Annotated in this window: 21 protein-coding genes; 9 read left to right on the top strand and 12 right to left on the bottom strand. The window is 56.9% G+C overall.

Features of this window, described 5'->3' with window-relative positions:
* Window positions 1–10: 10 nt before the first annotated feature.
* Window positions 11–718: a metallophosphoesterase family protein gene (locus ACZ5AM_RS04610; protein WP_464915693.1), complete on the top strand. Its 708-nt coding sequence runs from the start codon at window positions 11–13 to the stop codon at window positions 716–718.
* Here the strand turns inward: ACZ5AM_RS04610 and ACZ5AM_RS04615 are convergent.
* From ACZ5AM_RS04615 to ACZ5AM_RS04655, 9 genes are all read right to left on the bottom strand, one after another.
* The gene (locus ACZ5AM_RS04615) at window positions 715–999 is read right to left on the bottom strand and encodes a PRC-barrel domain-containing protein (protein WP_464915694.1); all 285 of its coding nucleotides are present in this window, start codon (window positions 997–999) and stop codon (window positions 715–717) included. The genes ACZ5AM_RS04610 and ACZ5AM_RS04615 overlap by 4 nt on opposite strands.
* Before the next feature lie 115 nt (window positions 1,000–1,114).
* A complete protein-coding gene (locus ACZ5AM_RS04620; protein WP_464915695.1) occupies window positions 1,115–3,007 on the bottom strand; it encodes an aldehyde ferredoxin oxidoreductase family protein in 1,893 nt (630 codons plus the stop codon).
* 207 nt (window positions 3,008–3,214) lie between these two features.
* The gene (locus ACZ5AM_RS04625) at window positions 3,215–3,976 is read right to left on the bottom strand and encodes a molybdopterin-binding protein (RefSeq protein WP_464915696.1); all 762 of its coding nucleotides are present in this window, start codon (window positions 3,974–3,976) and stop codon (window positions 3,215–3,217) included.
* A 4-nt stretch (window positions 3,977–3,980) separates the two neighbouring features.
* Complete coding sequence (locus ACZ5AM_RS04630; RefSeq protein ID WP_464915697.1) at window positions 3,981–4,772, bottom strand: isopentenyl phosphate kinase; 792 nt, start codon at window positions 4,770–4,772, stop codon at window positions 3,981–3,983.
* The gene (locus ACZ5AM_RS04635; protein WP_464915698.1) at window positions 4,769–5,773 is read right to left on the bottom strand and encodes a mevalonate kinase; all 1,005 of its coding nucleotides are present in this window, start codon (window positions 5,771–5,773) and stop codon (window positions 4,769–4,771) included. The genes ACZ5AM_RS04630 and ACZ5AM_RS04635 overlap by 4 nt, the downstream gene beginning before the upstream one ends.
* Window positions 5,770–6,192 carry a type VII toxin-antitoxin system HepT family RNase toxin gene (hepT, locus tag ACZ5AM_RS04640; protein ID WP_464915699.1) on the bottom strand — a complete coding sequence of 141 codons (423 nt, stop codon included), beginning with the start codon at window positions 6,190–6,192 and terminating at the stop codon, window positions 5,770–5,772. Before hepT ends, ACZ5AM_RS04635 begins: the two co-directional genes overlap by 4 nt.
* Window positions 6,189–6,563: a type VII toxin-antitoxin system MntA family adenylyltransferase antitoxin gene (mntA, locus tag ACZ5AM_RS04645; protein ID WP_464915700.1), complete on the bottom strand. Its 375-nt coding sequence runs from the start codon at window positions 6,561–6,563 to the stop codon at window positions 6,189–6,191. Before mntA ends, hepT begins: the two co-directional genes overlap by 4 nt.
* Window positions 6,564–6,600: 37 nt before the next feature.
* On the bottom strand, window positions 6,601–7,476 hold the full coding sequence (locus ACZ5AM_RS04650; RefSeq protein WP_464915701.1) for an MEMO1 family protein: 876 nt from the start codon (window positions 7,474–7,476) through the stop codon (window positions 6,601–6,603).
* Between the two features lie 36 nt (window positions 7,477–7,512).
* Window positions 7,513–8,577, bottom strand: a complete 1,065-nt coding sequence (locus ACZ5AM_RS04655) for a pyridoxal-phosphate dependent enzyme (protein WP_464915702.1) — start codon at window positions 8,575–8,577, stop codon at window positions 7,513–7,515.
* Window positions 8,578–8,647: 70 nt separating this feature from the next.
* On the opposite strand from ACZ5AM_RS04655, the gene udp reads away from it, so the two are divergent.
* The gene (gene udp / locus ACZ5AM_RS04660) at window positions 8,648–9,493 is read left to right on the top strand and encodes a uridine phosphorylase (RefSeq protein ID WP_464915703.1); all 846 of its coding nucleotides are present in this window, start codon (window positions 8,648–8,650) and stop codon (window positions 9,491–9,493) included.
* Window positions 9,494–9,498: 5 nt separating this feature from the next.
* Entirely contained in the window at window positions 9,499–10,593 is a 1,095-nt protein-coding gene (locus ACZ5AM_RS04665; protein ID WP_464915704.1) for a hypothetical protein, read from the top strand.
* Here the strand turns inward: ACZ5AM_RS04665 and ACZ5AM_RS04670 are convergent, their stop codons facing one another.
* Entirely contained in the window at window positions 10,594–10,743 is a 150-nt protein-coding gene (locus ACZ5AM_RS04670) for a hypothetical protein (protein WP_464915705.1), read from the bottom strand.
* Window positions 10,744–10,831: 88 nt separating this feature from the next.
* Between ACZ5AM_RS04670 and ACZ5AM_RS04675 the strand changes: the two genes are divergently transcribed.
* The 6 genes from ACZ5AM_RS04675 to ACZ5AM_RS04700 all read left to right on the top strand — a co-directional run bounded on the left by ACZ5AM_RS04675 (window position 10,832) and on the right by ACZ5AM_RS04700 (window position 19,220).
* On the top strand, window positions 10,832–11,593 hold the full coding sequence (locus ACZ5AM_RS04675) for a hypothetical protein (RefSeq protein WP_464915706.1): 762 nt from the start codon (window positions 10,832–10,834) through the stop codon (window positions 11,591–11,593).
* A 66-nt stretch (window positions 11,594–11,659) separates the two neighbouring features.
* Window positions 11,660–14,176, top strand: coding sequence for a CDC48 family AAA ATPase (locus ACZ5AM_RS04680; RefSeq protein ID WP_464915707.1), 2,517 nt, complete (start codon window positions 11,660–11,662; stop codon window positions 14,174–14,176).
* 91 nt (window positions 14,177–14,267) lie between these two features.
* Window positions 14,268–14,888, top strand: coding sequence for an archaeal proteasome endopeptidase complex subunit beta (gene psmB, locus ACZ5AM_RS04685; RefSeq protein WP_464915708.1), 621 nt, complete (start codon window positions 14,268–14,270; stop codon window positions 14,886–14,888).
* A 10-nt stretch (window positions 14,889–14,898) separates the two neighbouring features.
* Entirely contained in the window at window positions 14,899–16,845 is a 1,947-nt protein-coding gene (locus ACZ5AM_RS04690; RefSeq protein ID WP_464915709.1) for a beta-CASP ribonuclease aCPSF1, read from the top strand.
* Window positions 16,846–16,892: 47 nt separating this feature from the next.
* Complete coding sequence (locus ACZ5AM_RS04695) at window positions 16,893–17,630, top strand: hypothetical protein (RefSeq protein WP_464915710.1); 738 nt, start codon at window positions 16,893–16,895, stop codon at window positions 17,628–17,630.
* A 96-nt stretch (window positions 17,631–17,726) separates the two neighbouring features.
* Complete coding sequence (locus ACZ5AM_RS04700) at window positions 17,727–19,220, top strand: hypothetical protein (RefSeq protein ID WP_464915711.1); 1,494 nt, start codon at window positions 17,727–17,729, stop codon at window positions 19,218–19,220.
* A gap of 2 nt (window positions 19,221–19,222) precedes the next feature.
* Here ACZ5AM_RS04700 and ACZ5AM_RS04705 read toward each other — a convergent pair whose 3' ends face one another.
* Window positions 19,223–20,902, bottom strand: coding sequence for an ATP-dependent DNA ligase (locus tag ACZ5AM_RS04705; protein ID WP_464915970.1), 1,680 nt, complete (start codon window positions 20,900–20,902; stop codon window positions 19,223–19,225).
* Window positions 20,903–21,216: 314 nt separating this feature from the next.
* The gene (locus tag ACZ5AM_RS04710; protein ID WP_464915712.1) at window positions 21,217–21,429 is read right to left on the bottom strand and encodes a hypothetical protein; all 213 of its coding nucleotides are present in this window, start codon (window positions 21,427–21,429) and stop codon (window positions 21,217–21,219) included.
* Window position 21,430 lies beyond the last annotated feature (1 nt).

The raw sequence follows: 21,430 nt of genomic DNA on the forward strand, positions 1-21,430 counted from the left end.
CGGTGGTGCCATGATCATCGCCCTCATTTCGGACATCCACTCCAACATTGAGGCCCTTCGGGCCGTCTGGGGGGAGGTTAAGAAAGCGGACGCGATTCTCTGCATGGGGGATTTAGTAGGTTACGGAGCTTCACCAAACGAGGTTGTTGAGTTTGTGAGAAAGAAGATGAAGAAACGGACTTTCCTCTGCGTTCGCGGGAACCACGACAACGCGATAGCCTTCGGGGCCGAGTGGGGCTTCAACCCCTACGCGCGAGAAGCCGTGCGGTGGCACCAGCGTGTTATGACCATTGAGAACCTCGAGTTTCTCAGGAGGCTTCCCGTTAGGAGGCTCTTCACCGACGACACCGGGCGGAGCTACCTTCTCATACACGGCTCGCCGAGGGCTCCCCTCGACGAGTACCTCTTTCCCTGGCTCCCGGATAGCGAGTTCAGGGCAGTTCTGAGCTACATCAGGCAGGACGACCTTTTGGTGGGCCACACCCACGTGCCGATGATGAGGGTCATAGATGGGAGGAGGATAATCAACCCTGGCGGCGTTGGGCAGCCGAGGGACGGGGACTGGAGGTCCGCTTACGCCATTGTGGACACCGAAGAGGAACCGCCGGACAACGTCGAGTTTCGCCGCGTTGAGTACGATGTGGAAGAAGCGGCCAGAAAGATATTGGAAGCTGGCCTCCCGCGCTTCCTCGCGGAGAGGCTCTATGAGGGCTATTAACGGTGCCTTATCCCCCTCAGCTTTGACTTAACCGCGAGCTTGCCCGAGTCGATGATTATAACTTCACCTATGCTCCTGACGGCGCTGACGGGTATCAGAAGGAGCCCCTCGTGGTCGGTCACGAACTCGCTGGTGTCAAGGTCTTCATCGGGCTCGGCAACGATGACGAGAAGCTCCCCGGTCTTCTCATCGAAGCTGAGGTCGTAGACCCAGCCGAGCCTTACGCCGGTGTCGGTAATCAGCTCAACGTCCCTTAGCTTTGAGGCAAGGATCTTAACCATCTTCGTTCACCTCTTGTTTTATGCGTGTCATCATATCGACTCGATTGTATAAAACTTTTCCGCCCTTTTGGTTTCTCAATAAGGGAAAGGAATTCAAAAGAGAAACGGGGAAACTTCAGATCCCCGCCCCAACGTCCTCCGCGATGTCCGGCAGGTCGAGGGTGAGCAGCTTGACCTTGGTCGGAATTCCATCCCTGCTCCAGCCCCTTGCCTGGTAGTACTCGTCGAGCATCCTGTCGAGCTCCCACGGCGGGACGTGGAGGCCCTTGCTGACCCCCTCTGGGATCGGCTCCCACATTATCCTGTACGGGAGCGTGTCGTCCTTCCTGCTGAAGCCCTCGCGGACGTTGAAGGCCCTGGCGACGTTCATTATCCTCTCGCCGACCGTTATTATCTCGGCTTCGCTCATGTGCATGCCAGTAACGGCCTCGATGAGCTCCGGGAAGCCCTCGAGGAAGTACATGTGCCTCGAGAACTTACAGACGCCGAGCGCGTCGTAAACGGCCATTAGGTTCTCGTGCACCGCTATCTCGTAGCCCTTGTTCTCGCCCTTGGTTCTGTCAACGCCGTCGAACTTCCACCACTTGCCGACCAGCTCGGTTCCGTAGGCTCCTGCTGTAAGGTGATCTGCACCGCGGACGTTCACTGCGAACGCCAACGCCATTCCCTTTATGCCGCGGACGTCGTAGGCTGGAGGCTCCATTCCCTTGACGTGCATGGCGAACTTCCAGCTCTCCTTACCAAGCCTCTCACTGGCCCTCTTGACACCATCAGCCAGGAGTTTTCCGAGGTTGCCCTCGCGGTAGGCCATCTTCCTGAGGGCTTGCACAGCGGCGTCGCCGTTGCCGAAGGTGAGCTCAAGGCCGTCGGCCTCTTCCTTGGTGAGCAGTCCCTTCTCGTAGGCCTCCATGGCCCAGGCTATGGTGACACCGGCGGAGATGGTGTCGAGGCCGTACTCGTCGGCGAGCTTGTTGAGGTAGGCAACGGTCTCGAAGTCGTCTATCTCAAGCACTCCACCGAAGGAGTAGAGGGTCTCGTACTCCGGACCGTCGACCTCGAAGGTTCCCCACTTCTCGCTCTCCACGTGGACGTACTGGCTGCACGGCTTGTTACAGAGCGGGCACGGCCTCCTTCCCTTCCTGTACTTCGGGGCCCAGAAGTACGGGTCGAGGCCTATGTGCTCCCTTCCCTCCTCCTTGGCCTTCTCGTAGGCCTTCTTGAAGAAGCCCATCTGCCAGTTCCTGACTGGGAAGGTTCCCCTTTCCCTGTTCATCCAGTCGAGGAACTCACCGCTTCCGTAGTCCATGTCGGCCTTTGTGGCGGGGTGGTCCTTGAAGATGAGGGCCCACTTCTTTATCAGCTCGCGGAGCTTTTCGGGGTTGGCTATCGGCACCTTCTTGCTCCCCTTGATGAGGATTCCCTTGAGCTTCTTGCTTCCGAGAACTGCTCCGGGGCCACCTCTAGCGGCCTGTCTCTCGTCGGTTTCGATTATCGAGATGAGGCTGAGGTTCTCGCCGGCGGGGCCTATGAAGGCCGTGGCGTAGCCCGGGTACTCCTCCTTGGCCTTAGTCCTAGCCTCGCCGGTGGTGAGTCCCCAGTAGCCGTCCGCTGGGACGATCTTTACCTCGTCGTCGTTTATGACGAGGAGAACCGGCTCTTCGCTCTTGCCCTCTATTATGAGCACGTCGTAGCCGGCCCTCTTGAGCTGGACTCCAAGCTCGGCACCGGCCATCGACCTGCCGTAGCCACCTGTCAGCGGGCTCTTGAAGTTAAAGGCCGTCTTCGAGCCGGTTCCTATGCCTGTGTCAACGAAGAGGCCCGGAGTGATTATCATCTTGTTCTCTTCCCCGAGGGGATCTGCCTTGGCCGGCACCTCGTCGTAGAGAAGCCTCGTTCCAAAGCCAACGCCGCCGAGGTACTTCCTCGGGAACTCTTCCGGGAGGGGCTCCACCTTGGCCTCCTTTGTAGTCAGGTTTACCCTAAGGATCTTTCCCCAGTACCCATGCATAGAAGATCACCCGCGTTCACTTGTGTGCAGGTTCTAATAAACCTTTTGGGTTCACAGAAGGCTTTAATTCTCCCCATGTCCTAAAACATTCTAGTTTAACGGAAAAGGCCAAATAAGCTTCTCCGTTTAACCAAATTTTGCGAAAGGGTTTCGAGTTGCAGGTCTCTGATGAAAACTTCTGCGAAAAAAGTGCGAAAAGCTTGATGATCAGAGCTTCCACCTCTCCAGGGGGATCCCCCTTTCCTCCAGAAAGCGGGCGGCCTTTCTTGCCTTCTCCTCGCTCTCGGCGAAGATTATGACGCCTATGTACTTTCCAAAGCCCTTCGGCGACGAGTGGATCCTGACGTTGAAGCGCTCCAGGGCTTCCCTTAGGATTGGCGCGAGCTTGCTCTCGTCGGTTATCTCAGCGAGGAACTTGAGCTGGACGAACTTTCTCTCGCCGAGCCTCGGGAGGACTTCATTCTCAAGCATGGCCTTCATCTCCCGCGGCATCCCTGGGAGGACGAAGATCTTAACGCCGCCGTGCTCTATGAAAGCTCCTGGGGCAGCACCTTCGCTGTTCTCCAGCGGCTCGGAACCTTCTGGTAGGTAGGCCATCTTCCTCCTGCCCTCGTTCAAAGCAGGATCGTCTATGTAGCCCTCCCTGTAAAGGCGCTCGTAGAAGGCTTTGATTTTCTCCAGGCACTCCTCGCAAAGGACGAGCCTCCTGTCCAAAGCCTCTGAAACGGCCAGCATCGTAACGTCGTCGTGCGTTGGCCCAAGTCCGCCGGAGATAACGAGAACCTCCGGCTTTCTCCCAAGGGCCTCGTTGATTGCCTTCTTTATCTCCTCAACGTCGTCTCCAACGGTGGTGATCCTCCTCACCCAGTAGCCCCTCTCGGTCAGCTTCTTGGCTATGAATGCCGAGTTGCTGTCGACGGTGTTTCCAGTGAGGAGCTCGTCCCCAACGGTTATGACCTCGGCCAGCAAGCCATCACCCCCCTATCCTCGTCCCGAAGCCGTCTCCCCTTACGGCGCCGCTCAGCCTTCCCGGAACTTTCCCGTTCACGAACCAGACCTCGGAGTGCTCGGCTATCTTTTTGGCCTCGCGGAGCTTGTTGCAGATCCCGCCTGTGACGTCGGTTCCAGAGGCAGTGCAGCTGAGCCTCTCGAGGAGACCGTCGATTTCATCTGGCCTCAGGTTCTGGATAAGCTTTCCCGCGCCGGGCTTTCCGTCGTAGATCCCGTCGACGTCCATGAGGAAGATCACCTTCTCGGGCTCGAGCATCTTGGCGAGGTAAGTTATTATCTGGTCGCCCGAGAGGATCTCTATCCCCTTCGCCAGGTCTATGGAGACGTCGCCGAAGAGAACCGGGATGAACTTCAGCTCCAGCAGTCTTTTAATGACCTCAACGTCGCCGTAGGCCACTTCCCCGTTCTCGGTTATGAAGACCGAAGAGGTCGATACGGAGAAGGCTGGCAGGTTCTCGGCGACGAAAGTGCTTATGAACTTAGCGTTGGCCCTCAGCATGGCTTGGTGAGTTAGGGTAAAACCTATCCTCTTAATCCTTGCTGACTCCCAGTCCTCGGGAAGGCCCTCCCTTATGCCGTACTTCTTTGCCTCCGGGTGCCCGAAGCTCCCTCCGCCGTGAACGATTATGAAGTCCTCGCCGGGATAGAAGTTCGCTATCTCCCTGGCTATTTCCCTCACCGTCTCAACGTCGAAGTTCTCTGGGTCACCTTTCTTGTCACTGAAGACGCTACCTCCAACTTTGACGATTATCATGGCAGAACCTCCTCTATTCTAAGCCCTTCCCTGCTTATCTCGGTTATCATCGGCGTTCCGCCGGCTATTGTTATGGCCGTTGCCACTTCGCTCTGCTTCTCTGGAGCTAACGCGTACATACAGCCGCCGCCACCGGCGCCGGTTATTTTTGCTCCCAGGGCTCCGGCGGTTCTTGCGGCGTAGACGAGTTCGCTCAGCTTTTTCGTGGAAACGCCGAGGGCATCGAGGAGGCCGTGGTTTATGTTCATGAGCTTTCCGAGGGTCTTGAAGCGCGTTTCGTCGTCCAAATCCGAGAGGAGAACTTCTCTAGCTTTCTCCACGACCTTGCCCATTGAGACCAGTATCGGCTCAACAATCTCGGGCATCTCCTCGTATGTCCTCCTGACCATCGCAACCAGCTCTTTGGTTGAACCGCTCGAACCGGTGTAGCCCACAACTATCGGCAGTTCCATAAACGGGAGGTGCTCGAAGTTGCCCTTCTCGTAGTGTATGAAACCGCCTATCGCTGAGACGGTCGGGTCTATGCCACTCGATGCTCCCTGAACGAGGAGTTCAACCCTGTGGCCGAGCTTTCCAATCTCCTCGTTGGTCAGCTCGAGACCGAGCAGTTTTGAAACCGCGCCTATTGTAGCAACCGCAACGGCCGCCGATGAGCCGAGACCGGCTCCAACGGGAATCTGGGAGGTTATCGAGACCGTTATGCCCCTTCCGTTTCTGTCCGCTTCCTCCTTCACGAGCTCTATCGCCTGTCGGACGTAGCTGAGAACCTCGGCGGCCTTTCCGTAGTCGCTCTCGAAGTAGATCTCATTCTCGGAAAAGGACACTATTAAACCTGGGGTCTTTATGTCGTGGGCCTCTATCTTTATCCTCCCCGAGTCGTTGAACTCTGCACTCACATAGGTTCTCAGGTTTATCGCGGCAGCGATGGCAGGCTTTCCATAAACCACACTGTGCTCGCCGAAGAGGATAATTTTAGCCGGAGCTGAAGCTAGAACCTTCATCTTTGACCCTCCAAAAACTTTTCAACAAGCTCCACGAACTCGTAGATGTCATTCAGGTGCTCATGAAGGGTCTCGAAAGCGAGTTCATCGTTTATCCTGCCGTAGCGATGCACAAGAATGTTGCGGAAGCCCTTCATAAGGCGCAACTTATTGGTCATTTCACGTGGCAAGATACCAGCTCTAACGAGCCCTTCAAAAACATCTTCTTCCGTTTCAGGCATCCTGAGCTTTAGGTCGGAGTTCAGTATGGCACAGATGTCTATGATGTTCTGGATGACAAACTCGACCCTTTTGTATATCCCGTCCTTGATAAGGCCGAGGGACTGAAAGGTCTCGAAATCCTCTGGGAGGTTCTCCTCAACAAGCTTTAGGCTCTCGAGGATTTCCTCAATTTTGGATTTTATTAGCTCCTTCCTCATTCTATCGCCTCCAGGCCGAGGTAGTCGTAGTAATAGCGCTTGAAGTCCTCCCACTCCTTGATGGTTTCGTAGGCGATGTCATAGAGGAACGTCTCGTCCCTGCAGAAGAGCACCTTTCCCTTGAGGCACTCCTTCTTCACGTAAACCGGGAGAAGCTGAAAAATCTGGACGTCATATTTGTCGGGCAGGTAACCGAGAACCAGGGCTCTAAACTTGAAGGCCTCCCGCTTGCTGCCGTCGTAGTAAACGCAGAGGTCAAAGTCGCTGTCCGGCCGATAATCACCTCTCGCCCTAGAGCCGAAGAGGATGATGAACTTTACCCTCTCGCCACCCAGCCGGAGGATCTTTTCAACGGCATCTTGGAGGTTCATGGGGAGAAATACGAAGGGAAGCTTATCACCCTTTCGCTCACTTCCGCATCACTATACTCGCGTAGCCAACTACCGCCTCGGTGCTTCTGCTGACCTCGTAGCTCGTCGTGTAGTGCAGGAGCTCGGCCTCAACCGCTCCAGCGAGGCGCGAGTAGACTATCGCCGTTCCAACGGCACCGGGCCCGCACATCGTGTGCCTCATCTCGCGAAGTTCCCTGAAGAGACCGTCAACGTCAAAGTCGAGGATTCTCCTGATGAGCCTGAAGTCCCACTCCTTGATTCTGTGCGGGAGCTCATCGGCCCTAGCTCTAAACGGCACGTAGCCATAGACCGGGCCGTAGTGCATGAAGTCCGTGCTGGCTATGACAACAACGTCCCTACCGAGTTCCGCACTGGCTTCGAATATTGCCCTTCCAAGTGCCCTCGAAACTTCCTCGTCCTGAATGCCAAGGGTTATCGGGACGATTTTAACGTCCTTTCCGGCTTTCTCAGCCAGATACTGGATGAAAGGAACCTGCACCTCTATGGAGTGCTCGTATTTGTGGGCCAGCTCGTCGAGGTCGGCTATTCCAGAGAGCTTCGCTATGGCCCTTGTCATCTCAGCATCGACCTCTATGCTCCCCAGTGGGGTTAGCCACTCGCCTTCAGGATAGACCGCTATTGGCGAGCCCAGGCCTGTATGGTTCGGCCCGAGGATTACGAAGGTCTCGGGCAGACCGTCCTCGAATATCGCCCTGTAGGTCCTGCTGGCCGTATAGCCCGAGAATACGTAACCAGCGTGGGGCGCAACTCCCGCGGTAATCCTCCTCTCGCTTCCCTCTTCACCGAGGTCGCTGAAAAACTCCTCCAGCATCTCTATGAGCGTATCATCAGCCGGATAGAAGCTTCCGGCGACCGCTGGGTACCTGACCATCTCCACTCACCTCCACCCTTTACTTACCGCGAGACTTTAAATACCTTCGGTTAGTTTAAGGCCCGAACCCGTGAGTGGGAGCAGAACCTTCGAGCCAGAAGGTATCTCACCGGTCTCAATCAGCTTCCAGAGGGCACTTAGAACAACCGCCGAGGTGGGCTCAACGAGAAAGCCCGCCCTCTTCAGCCAGCTCAACGCTTCTCTCGTTTCAATATCGTCAACGCTCACGCAGAGGCCGTTGGTTTCTTCCAAGACCCTTTTCATCTCCCCAAAGCGCGGTGGATTTGGAATGGCTATGCCGTCGGCCAGGTTGTTCTTCAGCGGTGAGCGCTCGCAGAGGCTCTCGTAGCCAGTCGCTTGAACCGCAACGAGGACGGGAAGCCTCGCTATCTCACCCATCCTCTCAAGCTCCTTGAAGCCCTTCCAGAGGCCGAGGAAGAGCGTTCCGCTCCCCGTAGGGGCCAAAACGTAGTCGGGAAGGCCAACCTGCTCGTAAACCTCGAATGCAACCGTCTTGGTCCCCTCGATGAAGTAGGGGTTGAGCCAGTGGGAGACATAAGCTAAGCCCTCCCTCTCCGCGAACTCCTCGGCTTTGCCATGGACGGTCATCCTGTCCCCATCAACGAAGTGAATGACTGCACCAAGCCTCTGGAGGAGGGAAACCTTCCCGGGCATTGCATCGTAGGAGACGAAAATATGTGCCTTTATGCCCGCAGGGAGGGAGTAGAGTGCAAAGCTCAGGGCGGCGTTTCCGGAACTGTCGAGGACAACTTCCCTGATTCCCTCTTCCATCAGCTTGGCAACTGTTACCCATGTGCCCCTGTCCTTGAAGGAACCGCTCGGCTGGAGGTAGTCGAGCTTGAAGAGGGCAAAGACTCCGCCGACCTCGAGCGGCGTGGTTGGCGTTATGGCTGGAACAGCCGGAGGGAGGTAGTTGCCCCCAACGGGAAGAAAGTTGAGATAGCGACGCATGTCCAGATAATTCAAGAGGTTCCCGAAGAAGTCGTAGTGCTCCCTCTCAACGAGCAACGTTCCTCCGCAGTCGCATCTCAAACGGAAGCTCTCTGGAGAGGTCTTCCCGCATCGGGTGCATCTGAGCATGCTCCCAACCCCAAAGGCTTTTTAGTTTAACGTCGATTATAGTGCACAAACGCATAAAAAGGTGGTTGCCATGGGAGAGAAGTTCATCTCGGCTGAGAGGCCACAGACCGAAGAGGGCTACCAGTACCACATAGCCTGCAAACCGGGTGACGTTTCAAGGTACGTCCTTCTTCCCGGGGACCCGGAGAGGGTTCCGAAGATAAGCTCCCTGTGGGACGAAGCCAAGGAGATAGCCTTCCACCGCGAGTACAGGACTCATACAGGCAAATACAAAGGGGTTCCAATAAGCGTCACCTCGACCGGAATAGGCGGGCCCTCCACAGCCATAGCGGTGGAGGAACTTGCTGCTATTGGAGCGGATACCTTCATCAGGGTCGGCTCAACCGGAGCGATACAGCCCGGGATGGAGATAGGTGACCTGATTATAGCGAGAGCGGCCGTTAGGCTTGAGGGAACTTCAAAGCAGTACGTTCGCGTTGAGTATCCTGCGGTGGCCGACTTAGAGGTAACGATGGCTTTGATTGAGGCGGCCGAAACTCTGGGAGTCCGCTACCACCTCGGCATTACCGCTTCAACCGACAGCTTCTACCTCGGCCAGGGAAGGCCCGGTCTAAACGGCTACTTCCCGAGCTTTGCCAGGAACATACTCGACGACCTGAGACAGGCGAGGGTTACGAACTTCGAGATGGAGGCGGCGACGCTCTACACTCTCGCGAGCATCTACGGATTAAGGGCCGGTTGCGTCTGTGCTGTTTTCGCAAACCGCGTTACCAACGAGTTCGGCAAGGCCGGGGAAAAGGAAGCCGCTTTGGTCGCGAGCGAAGCGGTTAAGATACTCCACGAGTGGGACGAGGAGAAGGAGAAGGCCGGAAAGAAGGTATGGTTCCCGGGGCTTAGGTTTAAGGGCGCGCGGTGAGGGGTTTGGACGAAAGGCTGATCGAGATAAAGAGGCTCCTGAACGAAAGGAACCCCGGGGCGGCTCTGGCGCTAGCCGGGAAGATCAAGGATCCCTACTGGCGGGGCTACGCCCTCAGGTGGATCGCGGAGGCGTACGCCCTGGAGAGGCCGGAGAAGGCCCTCGAAGTTGCGGAGGGCATCTCAACGGATTCGCTCCGCGATGAAGCGCTCAAGGACGTCTCCTATATTTTTTCCAAGGCCGGAATGTTCAAACAGGCCATAACTGCTGCAAGGAGGATAAAGAGCGAGTTCATCCGGAAAAAGGCCCTCAAGGCGGTCTCGGTAATGCTGGCCAGGGCGATAGTCGAGAAGGGCAGCGCGGGGGTGAGTCTGGGCGAGCTGGGCCTCGATGAGGAGGACATTGAAGTTCTCAAGCCCCTTCCGCCAGGGATAAGCTTCAAGGACGGCAAGCTCATGCCCGGTGCCGAGTTGCTCCGCATGAAGGGAGAGGTACGGGAAGCGGTGGTGCCCCAGAACGAGGTCCCCAGGGCTGTTCCCCCAAAGCCCTCTGTGGGGACCCTGGAGCCCGAGGGAAGGGAGTACCTCGTCGAGTACTTTGAGATCCCGGTCTGGAGCGCCAACGTTGAGGAGATCGAGTACTGGGCCGGCCTGCTTGACGAGCCCCTGAAGAGCCGCCTTCTCGAGGAGGCTGGGATAGTGTACCTGAGGGCTGGGAACGTTGAGAGGGCAGAGGAGTTGTGCAGTATGGCCTCCCACGCCAGTAAGCTTGGCTACCTCCTGGCCCTCCGCGCGCTTGGTGATGGTGATGTCGAAAAGGCCTCGGGGTTCGCCCGGAAGGTGTACGATCCCGTTAGAAGGCTTCTGCTCGTAAGGGCCGTGCTGGAAAGGGGCCTCCTCGATGAAGAACTCCTCAGGAAGGTGCTCGGTGCCAAGAGCGACTACATCCTCGCGAGGGTTCTCAAGTTCTTTGCCTTTGAGCTCCTCGAGGAGGCGAAGACGACGAACGACCCCGGGCTGAGGGAGCTTTCGAAGGGGGTCTTTGACCTCGGCATAAAGATCCAGAGGGAGTTCGAGGCCAGGCTCTTTTCGAGGCTCTAGTCACCAGTCTTCGTCGTCCTCCCAGTCCTCCTCTTCCCATTCCTCCCAGTACTCGTCCTCGAGCTCGTCCTCAAAGTCCTCCTCGAACTCGAGCTCCTCCTCGAAGTACTCCTCATCCTCCTCAACGGGGGGCCTTTTCTTCGGGGGCATGCTCCATACCTCCCCATTGGTTCCGCGGAAGGGAATTTAAGACTTTCCTCGGAGGAAGGTTTTTGAAGGTTTCCGGGGAGGGTCAACCATGCGGGTTGCCGTTGTAACAGAGGACGCTAGGGTGTACTACCTCGTCGTTAAAATCCTCAAGGCTTATGGGATAGGCTTCCACAGCCTCACCCCCGGGGAGAAGATCCCCTTCGACGTTGAGGTCGTCCTGACTGACGAGCTGAGCTTCCGGAAGGTGGACTTCCCGGTCAAGATCCTCGTGAGGGACGAGAACTTTATAGACGAGCTTCTAGCTCTCCTCGAGGGGCGGGAGAGGTTCAGGCAGGTGTTCATCGCGATAGACCCTGGTGAGAGGCCCGGGGTTAGCGTCGTGGCCGACAACAGGGTCGTCGAGGTTCACAGACTCAGGGGGCCGAGGGACGTTGGGGTCATATTCGAACTCCTAGAGAGGTACCCTGGGGCCAAGATAAAGATAGGCCACGGGGCTAAGCGGCAGAGGGTTCTGACGTTGAAGGCCCTCGGACAGCTTCTGGGATACGACTACCCCATAATCCTCGTTAACGAGGCCAGGACTACCCCGAGGGTTGGCAACACCGAGGTCCCCGGGGTTCAGGACATAGTGGCGTCGATAAACATAGGCCTCAGGAGGGGTAGGGAGACCACCATAGGGGAGCTCCTCGAGGTGAAGGAGCCCTCCAAGCGAGAGATCGAGGACATAAAGAGGAGGAGCCGGGAACTGAGCGGTAACATAACGATCTCGACGCGTCTGGCCAGGGAGGTGGCCGTTGGCAACATGACCCTCGAGGAGGCCATAGAGAGGCAGAGGAAGAAGAAGGCGTGAGCGGAGAGGTTTTATACCCTTTGGACATATCCCACAACGTTATGAGAAACGACGGAGGTGATCACGATGATCTTTGGCAGGAGTGAGGAAGAGGTCGACGAGATCAAGCTTAGGGTGGCCGAGGCGCTCAAGGTTGACGTGGGCAGGGGGATAGTGCGCTTTGACAGGCCATACCAGAAGAAGCTCGGCGTCAGCACCGGGGACATAGTGGAGCTCGTCGGCTCTCGCTCGACGGCCGCGATAGTGGCCAACGCCCACCCCGACGACAGGGGTCTCGACATAGTCAGGATGGACGGTTACATAAGGAAGAACGCCGGCGTGAGTATAGGGGACTACGTGACGGTGAGGAAGGCCCAGGTTCAGGAGGCCAGGAAGGTCGTCCTGGCACCGGCCCAGAGGGGGGTTATCCTCCAGATACCGGGCGACATCGTCAAAGGGAACCTGCTCGGAAGGCCCGTAGTTAAAGGGGACATAATCGTCGCCAGCAGCAGGGGGGAGACGGGCTACTACGGTGGAAGCCCCCTCGACGACCTCATAAGGGGCCTCTTCGAGACGATGCCCCTAGGCTTCGGCGAGCTGAAGTTCGTGGTGGTCAACACGATCCCCAAGGGCATAGTCCAGATAACCTACAACACCGAGGTCGAGGTTCTCCCGCAGGCCGTTGAGGTCAGGGAGGAGAGCATCCCCGAGGTGACCTACGAGGACATTGGCGGTCTCAGCGACGCGATCCAGAAGATCAGGGAGATGGTCGAGCTGCCGCTCAAGCACCCGGAGCTCTTCGAGCGCCTGGGGATAGAGCCGCCCAAGGGCGTTCTCCTCTACGGGCCGCCGGGAACCGGTAAGACTCTGCTTGCCAAAGCGGTAGCGAACGAAGCTAACGCACACTTCATAGCGATAAACGGGCCGGAGATAATGAGCAAGTACTACGGTGAGAGCGAGGAGAGGCTGAGGGACATCTTCAAGGAGGCCGAGGAGAACGCGCCGAGCATAATCTTCATCGACGAGATAGACGCGATAGCCCCGAAGAGGGAGGAGGTCGTTGGGGAAGTTGAAAAGCGCGTTGTGAGCCAGCTGCTCACGCTGATGGACGGCCTCAAGGGGCGCGGTAAGGTCATAGTCATAGCCGCCACGAACAGGCCCGACGCCCTCGATCCGGCTTTGAGAAGGCCCGGGAGGTTCGACAGGGAGATAGAGGTCGGCGTCCCGGACAAGCAGGGAAGGAAGGAGATACTCCAGATCCACACCAGGGGAATGCCCCTTGAGCCCACCTTCGACAAGGTCGAGGTTCTCCGCGTCCTGGACGAGCTCGCCTCAAGGGGCGGCCAGTACCTCCAGACCGCCGAGATCCTGAGGAAGCCCGTTGAAAACGCCCAGAGCGAGGAGGAGATCAAGGAGGTACTCAAGAGGAACAGCGAGGTCTACTCCGAGATCAGGGCCAGGTTGGTTGACAGGATGCTCGACAGAATAGCCGAGAGGACCCACGGCTTCGTTGGAGCGGACCTGGCGGCACTGGCTAGGGAAGCGGCTATGGTAGTCCTGAGGCGGCTCATCCAGGAGGGCAAGGTCAGCCCCGAGCAGGAGCGCATTCCTCCGGAGGTTCTCCAGGAGCTCCGCGTGAGGGAGGAGGACTTCTACGAGGCCCTCAAGATGGTGGAACCCTCGGCCCTGAGGGAGGTTCTCATCGAGGTCCCGAACGTCCGCTGGGAGGACGTCGGCGGTCTGGAGGACGTCAAGCAGGAGCTCCGCGAGGCCGTCGAGTGGCCGCTCAAATACCCGAAGGCCTTCGAGAGGCTAGGCGTCAACCCGCCGAAGGGCATACTCCTCTACGGCCCGCCCGGAACCGGTAAGACGCTCCTCGCGAAGGCCGTCGCCAACGAGAGCGAGGCCAACTTCATAGCCATCCGCGGACCTGAAGTGCTCAGCAAGTGGGTCGGTGAGACCGAGAAGAGGATAAGGGAGATATTCAGGAAGGCGAGGCAGGCTGCTCCGACCGTCATCTTCATCGACGAGATCGACGCGATAGCACCGGCCAGGGGTAGCTATGAGGGTGGAAGACACCTCGATACCCTGATCAACCAGCTGCTGACGGAGATGGACGGGATCGAGGAGAACAGCGGTATAGTGGTCATAGGCGCGACCAACAGGCCGGACATCATCGACCCTGCCCTGCTCAGGCCAGGGCGCTTTGACAGGTTGATATTCGTCCCAGCACCTGACGAGAAGGCGAGGCTCGAGATACTCAAGGTTCACACTAGGCGCGTCCCATTGGCCGATGACGTCGACCTCAGGGAGATCGCGAAAAAGACCGAGGGGTACAGCGGGGCCGATTTGGAGGCCCTGGTCAGGGAGGCGGCTCTAGCCGCCCTCAGGAGAGCCGTGTCCTCCTCGAGGGAGGCCTTTGAGAGCCAGAGCGAGGAGTTCCTGGAGGGCCTTGGGGTATCGAAGAGGGACTTCGAGACCGCACTGAAGAAGGTCAAGCCGAGCATAACGCCCTACATGCTGGAGTACTACAGGAACTTCGAGGAGAGCAGGAAGCGGAGGACGGAAAAGGAGGGGAAGGGGGTGGACTACTACACCTTCTGATCCCCCTTTCTTGCGAAATCTTTAAATACCCTTTGTCCAAAGCGCCATTGTGGTTTTTCTGTTCTAACACAGACCATCAGGGGTGTTACTGTTGAACGGGAGTCCAAACGCCATAAAGGGCACAACAACCGTAGGCGTAGTGTGTAGGGACGGAGTGGTCCTGGCAGCGGACAGGAGGGCAACGCTCGGCAACATGGTGACGTCAAAGGGAGTAACCAAGGTGTTCCAGATAGACGACCACCTGGCCATCGCGGGTGCCGGTTTGGTTGGGGACATCCTGGGCCTCGTCAGGCTTCTCAGGGCCGAGGCAAAGCTCTACCGGGCAAAGGTCGGCAGGGAAATGTCGGTGAAGGCGCTCTCAACGCTCCTGTCGAACGTGCTCCACGGCACGAGGCACCTGCCCTACTTCGCGTGGTTTCTCGTTGGGGGCTATGACTCGGGCCCCGAGCTGTACTCCATAGACGCCGCCGGGGGCGTCACGAAGGAGAGGTTCATAGCCGCTGGTTCTGGTATGGAGTTCGCGCTGGCCATACTCGAGGAGAACTTCTCCGAGGAAATGCCCCTTGAGGAGGGCGTAAAACTGGCGGCGAGGGCCGTTAAGGCCGCGATAAAGAGGGACGTTTACACAGGTGAGGGGATAACCCTCGTAACGATCACGAAGGAAGGTTATAGGGAGCTCAGCAGGGAGGAGCTTGAAGCAATTCTGAAGTGAGGTGGTACCTTTGATCAGGAGGGAAACTTTTGTTGAGGACATCCTGAAGGACATAAAGGCCGTGATTGACCAGATGGTCCCCAGGGAGGCCAGGGTTACGGAGGTCGAGTTCGAGGGGCCGGAGCTGGTGATATACGTCAAGAACCCTGAGGCAATAATGCGCGACGGCAACTTGATCAAGAGCCTCGCCAAGGTCCTCAAGAAGAGGATCAGCGTCAGGCCGGACCCGGAGATACTCATACCGCCGGAGCAGGCTGAGGAGATGATAAAGCAGATAGTCCCTCCAGAGGCCGAGATAACAAACATAAGCTTCGACCCGTCGGTTGGAGAGGTCATAATAGAGGCCAGAAAGCCGGGTCTCGTCATAGGGAAGAACGGGGAAACCTTGAGGGAGATAACCCAGAGGGTTCACTGGGCCCCCAAGGCCATCCGCACACCCCCGATACAGAGCCAGACCATCTACTCCATCAGGGGCATCCTTCAGGCAGAGGCCAAGGACAGGAGGAAGTTTCTGAGGCAGGTCGGAAGAACGATCTACCGCAAGCCCGAGTACAAGAGCAGGTGGATAAGGATAACCGGTCTCGGCGGCTTCAGGGAGGTTGGAAGGAGCGCCCTCCTTGTTCAAACCGATGAGAGCTACGTTCTGGTCGATTTCGGTGTGAACATAGCCGCCCTCAGAGACCCCACCAAGGCCTTCCCGCACTTTGAGGCCCCAGAGTTCCGTTACGTCCTCGACGAGGGGCTTCTCGACGCTATAATCATAACCCACGCCCACCTCGACCACAGTGGAATGCTCCCCTACCTCTTCCGCTACAAGCTCTTCGACGGGCCGATTTACACAACTCCGCCGACGAGGGACTTAATGACCCTCCTCCAGCAGGACTTCATCGAGATTCAGCACATGAACGGCGTCGAACCGCTCTACAGGCCGAGGGACATAAAGGAGGTCATAAAGCACACGATAACCCTCGACTACGGTGAGGTTCGCGATATAGCGCCTGACATAAGGCTTACCCTCCACAACGCCGGCCACATCCTCGGTTCCGCGATAGTCCACCTCCACATAGGAAACGGCCTCCACAACATAGCGGTAACCGGCGACTTCAAGTTCATCCCGACGAGGCTTCTTGAGCCCGCTGTTAGCAGGTTCCCGCGCGTTGAAACGCTGGTCATGGAGTCCACCTACGGGGGCAGCAACGACTACCAGATGCCACGTGAAGAAGCTGAGAAGCGCCTGATAGAGGTCATCCACCAGACCATAAAGCGCGGCGGAAAGGTTCTCATCCCTGCTATGGCCGTCGGAAGGGCCCAGGAGATAATGATGGTTCTCGAGGAGTACGCGAGGATAGGCGGCCTCGAGGTGCCGATTTACCTCGACGGCATGATATGGGAGGCAACCGCCATACACACCGCTTACCCGGAGTACCTCAGCAAGAGACTTAGGGAGCAGATCTTCCACGAGGGCTACAACCCGTTCCTCAACCCGATCTTCAAGAGCGTCGCCAACTCGCGCGAGAGGCAGGACATCATAGACAGCGGAGAACCCGCTATAATAATAGCCACCTCGGGCATGCTCGTCGGCGGGCCGAGTGTCGAGTACTTCAAGCAGCTCGCCCCGGATCCGAAGAACACGATGGTGTTCGTCAGCTACCAGGCGGAGGGAACCCTCGGAAGGCAGGTGCAGAGGGGTCTAAGGGAGATACCTCTCGTCGGGGAGGACGGCAGGACCGAGGTCGTGCAGGTGAACATGGAGGTTCAGACGATAGACGGCTTCTCCGGTCACGCGGACAGGAGGGAGCTCATGAGCTACGTCGCCAGGCTCAGGCCCAGGCCGGAGCGCATAATAACCGTCCACGGCGAGCCCCACAAGTGCCTCGACCTAGCGTCTAGCATACACAAGAAGTTCAACCTCTCAACCCGCGCCCCCAACAACCTGGACGCCATAAGGCTCAAGTGAGGGAAAGCTTTAAATCCCTCCTTCCATTTTAACCACTGGGGTTAGGAATGCACGATCTGGGGCTTGGGATCATAACGCCCTACCTCTGCGTTGCCCTTTTTCTGAACTCCCTGATCACGCTTTTAACCTACAGGGAAATCCGGGGCATCTGGGATCGGCTCCCTCCCATGAAGTGGAAGACCATATCCTTCCTCCTCGGCCTGATGGCCGTTCTCGTGGCTTCTCTCCTTGAGATACCCATTTTGATACCCCTGCTCTCCAGTGACGGCCTTCCCCTCTGGGGCCTCGCCGTCTTGGGACTTATGATAGGCCCAGTTGAGGAGTTCTCCAAACTGCTTCCGGCCAAGATGTTCCGCGAGGAGATGTGGGTTCTCTGGAAGAAGACCATCGGAGGGGCTTTCTTCTTCGGGCTGATTGAATCGATCCTCTACTCGGTGCAGCTTCTCATAGCTGGAGAACCTCTACTAGCTCTCCTCAGGTTCACGGTCGTGGGCCTCCACGTGGCCTTCACTCTCATAGCGGCCACTTCCCTCATAACCAAAGGAAGCTGGGGCGCCTACCTGAGGGTATCCCTCTACCACTCCCTCTATGACCTCCCCTTCGTACTCAACTTTGCCGGGTACGGTGGGAGTGGTCTGTACGCCCTCATGGCCCTCGGAACGGCGGCCCTCTTGGCAACTGCCCTCGAGGTTCTTTCGGTGAACAATGACCCAACCTGTCTAATCGGAGATTTTGAGGAACCCGTGTTCCATGATGATTGTTTGGGGGAGTACCCCTTCGAATGATATTATTTTGTTGCATTTTTAGATTAGCTCTAACTACAATTGGGAGAAAATTTTATAAGGCCAATTTGATCAAATACTAATAATGGAGGTGTCATTATGAGAAAGATTATGTCATTGGTTATAGTACTATTGGTGGTAGGAGCGGGAACCGTGGGGGCGATTCGCTACATCAGCGAGGACAGCACAAGGCCCATCTCGCTCCTCGGCCGGGAGCTCTACTACATCGACGGCAACGCGGACTACGCCGTTGTCTACCCTACCCCTGGGGACGTCAAACTGCTTGAAAAGGGACACGGCAGCTCCATCATTCCCGCGGTACTCAGGATACCGAGGAAGGAGTGGGACAAGATCAGGGAACCCTCAGCGCTTTTCTCCAGACCAACTCCCCTAGTCTTCTACCTCCGGAAGGACGGGAAATTCGGGGTGACCTCACTTATCCGCCCCTACTTGGATCTCGACAAGGCTCCGGTACTCATGGACTTCTCGAAACCCTTCAACGCCACCCCTGAAGTCCTCTCAAGGTCCTGCCCAAAGGACTACATAGATTTCGGCGGCAGATTTTGTCCTTACAGGGGCTGGAGGCAGCAATTACTGTCGAATGGTAAGCGTACCCTTGTAACCCTCAAAACACCAGTGATGGGGGCTCACATAGACGGGGACGCTGTTCAGGAGATCAACTATATTCACTGGCGTTTAGTAATCAACAGTTATACTTACGCCCAGTGGGCTGTTTCTCTAGAAATTCTGGGCGTTCCGATAGTAACCTTAGCTAATGGTTCTAATTATAATGGATTCTCATTGGATGTGAATACCAAGCCAGGTCTAGATGAACTACTATTATCTCCTGACCAAGTTTGGAGTAATTATCTCTATTTGGATGTTCAGTATGAAGTTCTCGCCGGGGAGATCCCTGCGTACGATAAAGTGGAGAAAAAAAGGACACAAATTCCATATGTGGCTGTTTACCCGCTGAAGATCCTGAATTCGGGAAAGTACCAGTACACGTTCAAAAAGGACGGAAGCGTTGATCTTTATATAAAATCTGGCAAGAATCCCCCGACAATCCTGAACTATCTGTCGTATACGTTTCCCGTATCCAACAATACCAACAAACCCTGGCCACACCTTGAACTTGAGAGGCTGCCCTACCCTTATTCGCATGATGGGTTTTATGTCGCAGACGACTGGGGGGATAAGGAAAAAAGCTCACCCTCCTCTACTGGTTTTAGCATCCCTGTGGGGGGACTCCTCGCCTCTGCCCTTGAAGATGGGGCATCTGGGCTGGCCCAGGCCATCGGGAAATCTGCTACCAAGGAGGGACTCTTGGAGCTCCTAAAAGGTATCTCCCTTTCATTCTCAAATAAATGGAACTCCTACGGCGTTACTGTCTGGGATTATAAAATTCAGGTAAAACCACGCTCCGGGGGACTTATCTACAAGTGGTACAGCGATTTAAGGACGGAGGACATGAAGGGTCTAAGGCTTCCCATAATGATGGTTGAAGTCCGTCCTCTGGAGCAACCTACAGTTCCGGGAGTCCCCTGCGGACTCATCGCATGCCCAATAAACGGGTCGGGGGAAGTCCCCTGACCCTACCTCTTCGCCTTGAACCTCTCCTGGAGCCCGTAGAGCTCCGAGATCCTCTCTATCGTGTCCGCCTCCTCAGGGCTCTTGTCCTCCCTCAGGGCCACGTAGCGCGGGAAGCGCAGGGCGAAGCCGCTCTCGTACTTCGGGCTCTTCTGTATCTCCTGGTAGGTCACCTGGATGACGACCCTGGGCTCTATTTCGACGTATTTGCCCTCCTCACGGACTATGAGGGGCTTGAGCATCTTCGTGAACTCGGCTAGGTCCTCGTCGGTGAAGCCACTGCCCACCTTCCCGACCGGGACGAACTCGCCCCTGTGCTGGTCGTATGCCGCCACAAGGAACGAGCCAAGCAGGTGTGCGCGTCTTCCCTCGCCCCACTCGGCCCCGATTATGACGAGGTCGAGATCCTCCATCGTCGGCTTTATCTTGAGCCACTTCTTCCCGCGGTTGCCGGGCTCGTAGACAGAGTCCAGCCTCTTGGCCATCAGACCCTCGTGTCCCAGCTCAAGGGCCCTCCTGTAGAACTCCTCGGCCTCCTCGGCCTTCTTCGTCACGAGCTGCTGGGCGAGCTTTATCCTCTCGCTCTCCTCGACGGCCTCCTCCAGCCTCTTTCTTCTCTCCATGAACGGCGTATCTACGAGGCTCTCACCGTCGACGTAGAGTACGTCGAAGAGGTTGAGCTCCAAGGGAATCCTCTCTATCATCTCCTCGATGTTGTACTTCCTCCTAAAGCGCCTCAGCACGTACTGGAAGGGCCTCGGTTTTCCGCCGTCGCCGACGGCAACCAGTTCGCCCTCGACGATGGCCTTCTCGGGCCTCAGCTGGCTCCTCACGGCCTCAACGATCTCTGGAATCGAGCGGGTGACGTTCTCAAGCCTGCGCGAGTAGATGACCACCCTATCGCCGTCCTTGTGGACCTGAACCCTGGCCCCGTCGTACTTTATCTCGAATGCTGCCTCTCCACCCATCTCGAGGAGCGCGTCTTTAACGCTCGCCGCGTTCTGGGCCAGCATCGGCCTTACCGGCTTCCCTACCTGGATCCGCACTTTGGAGAGCCCCTCGTTCCCCTCGAGCTTCGCCACCTTCGTCACGTAGCCGAAGTCGCTCGTTAGCATGTACGCCCTCTCAACGAGCTCCGCCTTCACTTTGAAGGCCTCCGCTATCGCGTCCCTGAGTATTCCCTCTGCCACACCTGTTCTCATCGTCCCCAGAACTGTCCTCGCTATGTACTTGGCTTCCTCTGGCTGGGCGTCCATGAAGAGGTTTGCCAGGTACTTCATCTTCCTGTCCTGGCTCCCCTCTCCCTGGCTCTCGGCCACCTTCACGAAGGTATCGTAAACGCGCTTTATCGTCAGAGGCTGGGAGAAGAAGCTCTTCTGCTTTTTCTTTTTGACCGCCAGGGCAATGCTCTCACCTAGGTCACCGGTGTCCTTGATTGAGTTTTCGATTTCACCCTCCGGTACTCCGGTAGCAATCGACACGGCCTTTATGAGTAGCTTCTCACCTACGCCCAGCTCCCTCTCGTCCCAGTCAGGGAACACCTTTCCGAGGATGAGGTAGGGGACGATCTCTAGGAGCTCATCCGGCACGTTCTTGAGGAAGTCTGCCACGAACCGAGTTTTGAGGGTCTTCAAAGTCGTCTTTTCAAGCCGCCGGTAGAGACCGGCGAGCTCGGAGTACTTCATGTCGCCCATGCTCACCACCAGATAAAATAAGGGGAGGGGGATAAAAAGTCAGCGCCTCACGGAGGAGAAGCGCCCGTTCTGGTTAGCCGTAAGTTGTGTAAGGTTTGTAAGCATCATTACGGCTAACCTTCCAGCCTCGGCTCATTGGCTGGCTTTCGGGGGGAACGGTTACTCCCCACATCTTCAGGCTTTCGGCAGTCTCCATTCGGGCTTAACAACCCCACATATCGGAGACTACCACACCACTACAAAACTCACTCCAAAACTATTTAAAAATTACGCAAAACAAAAAGACTCAAACGTTCCATTTGTTGCTATCTGCGAAACAGCCACTCAAAGGCTACCGTCAGGAGGAAGCCGGCCGCGAAAGAGACGACTGGGCTCAGCCTGCCCTCCAAGAGGAGCCACAGCGCGAAGCCACCGGCCAGGCCTGAGAGGATTATCCCCCACCGGTGGTTCCCCTTCATGTTGGCGTACGTTGCGAGGACGACAAAAGCCAGTGCCAAAGTCAAGAGGTACGCGTTCATC

It is taken from the genome of Thermococcus fumicolans (genome assembly GCF_055386755.1).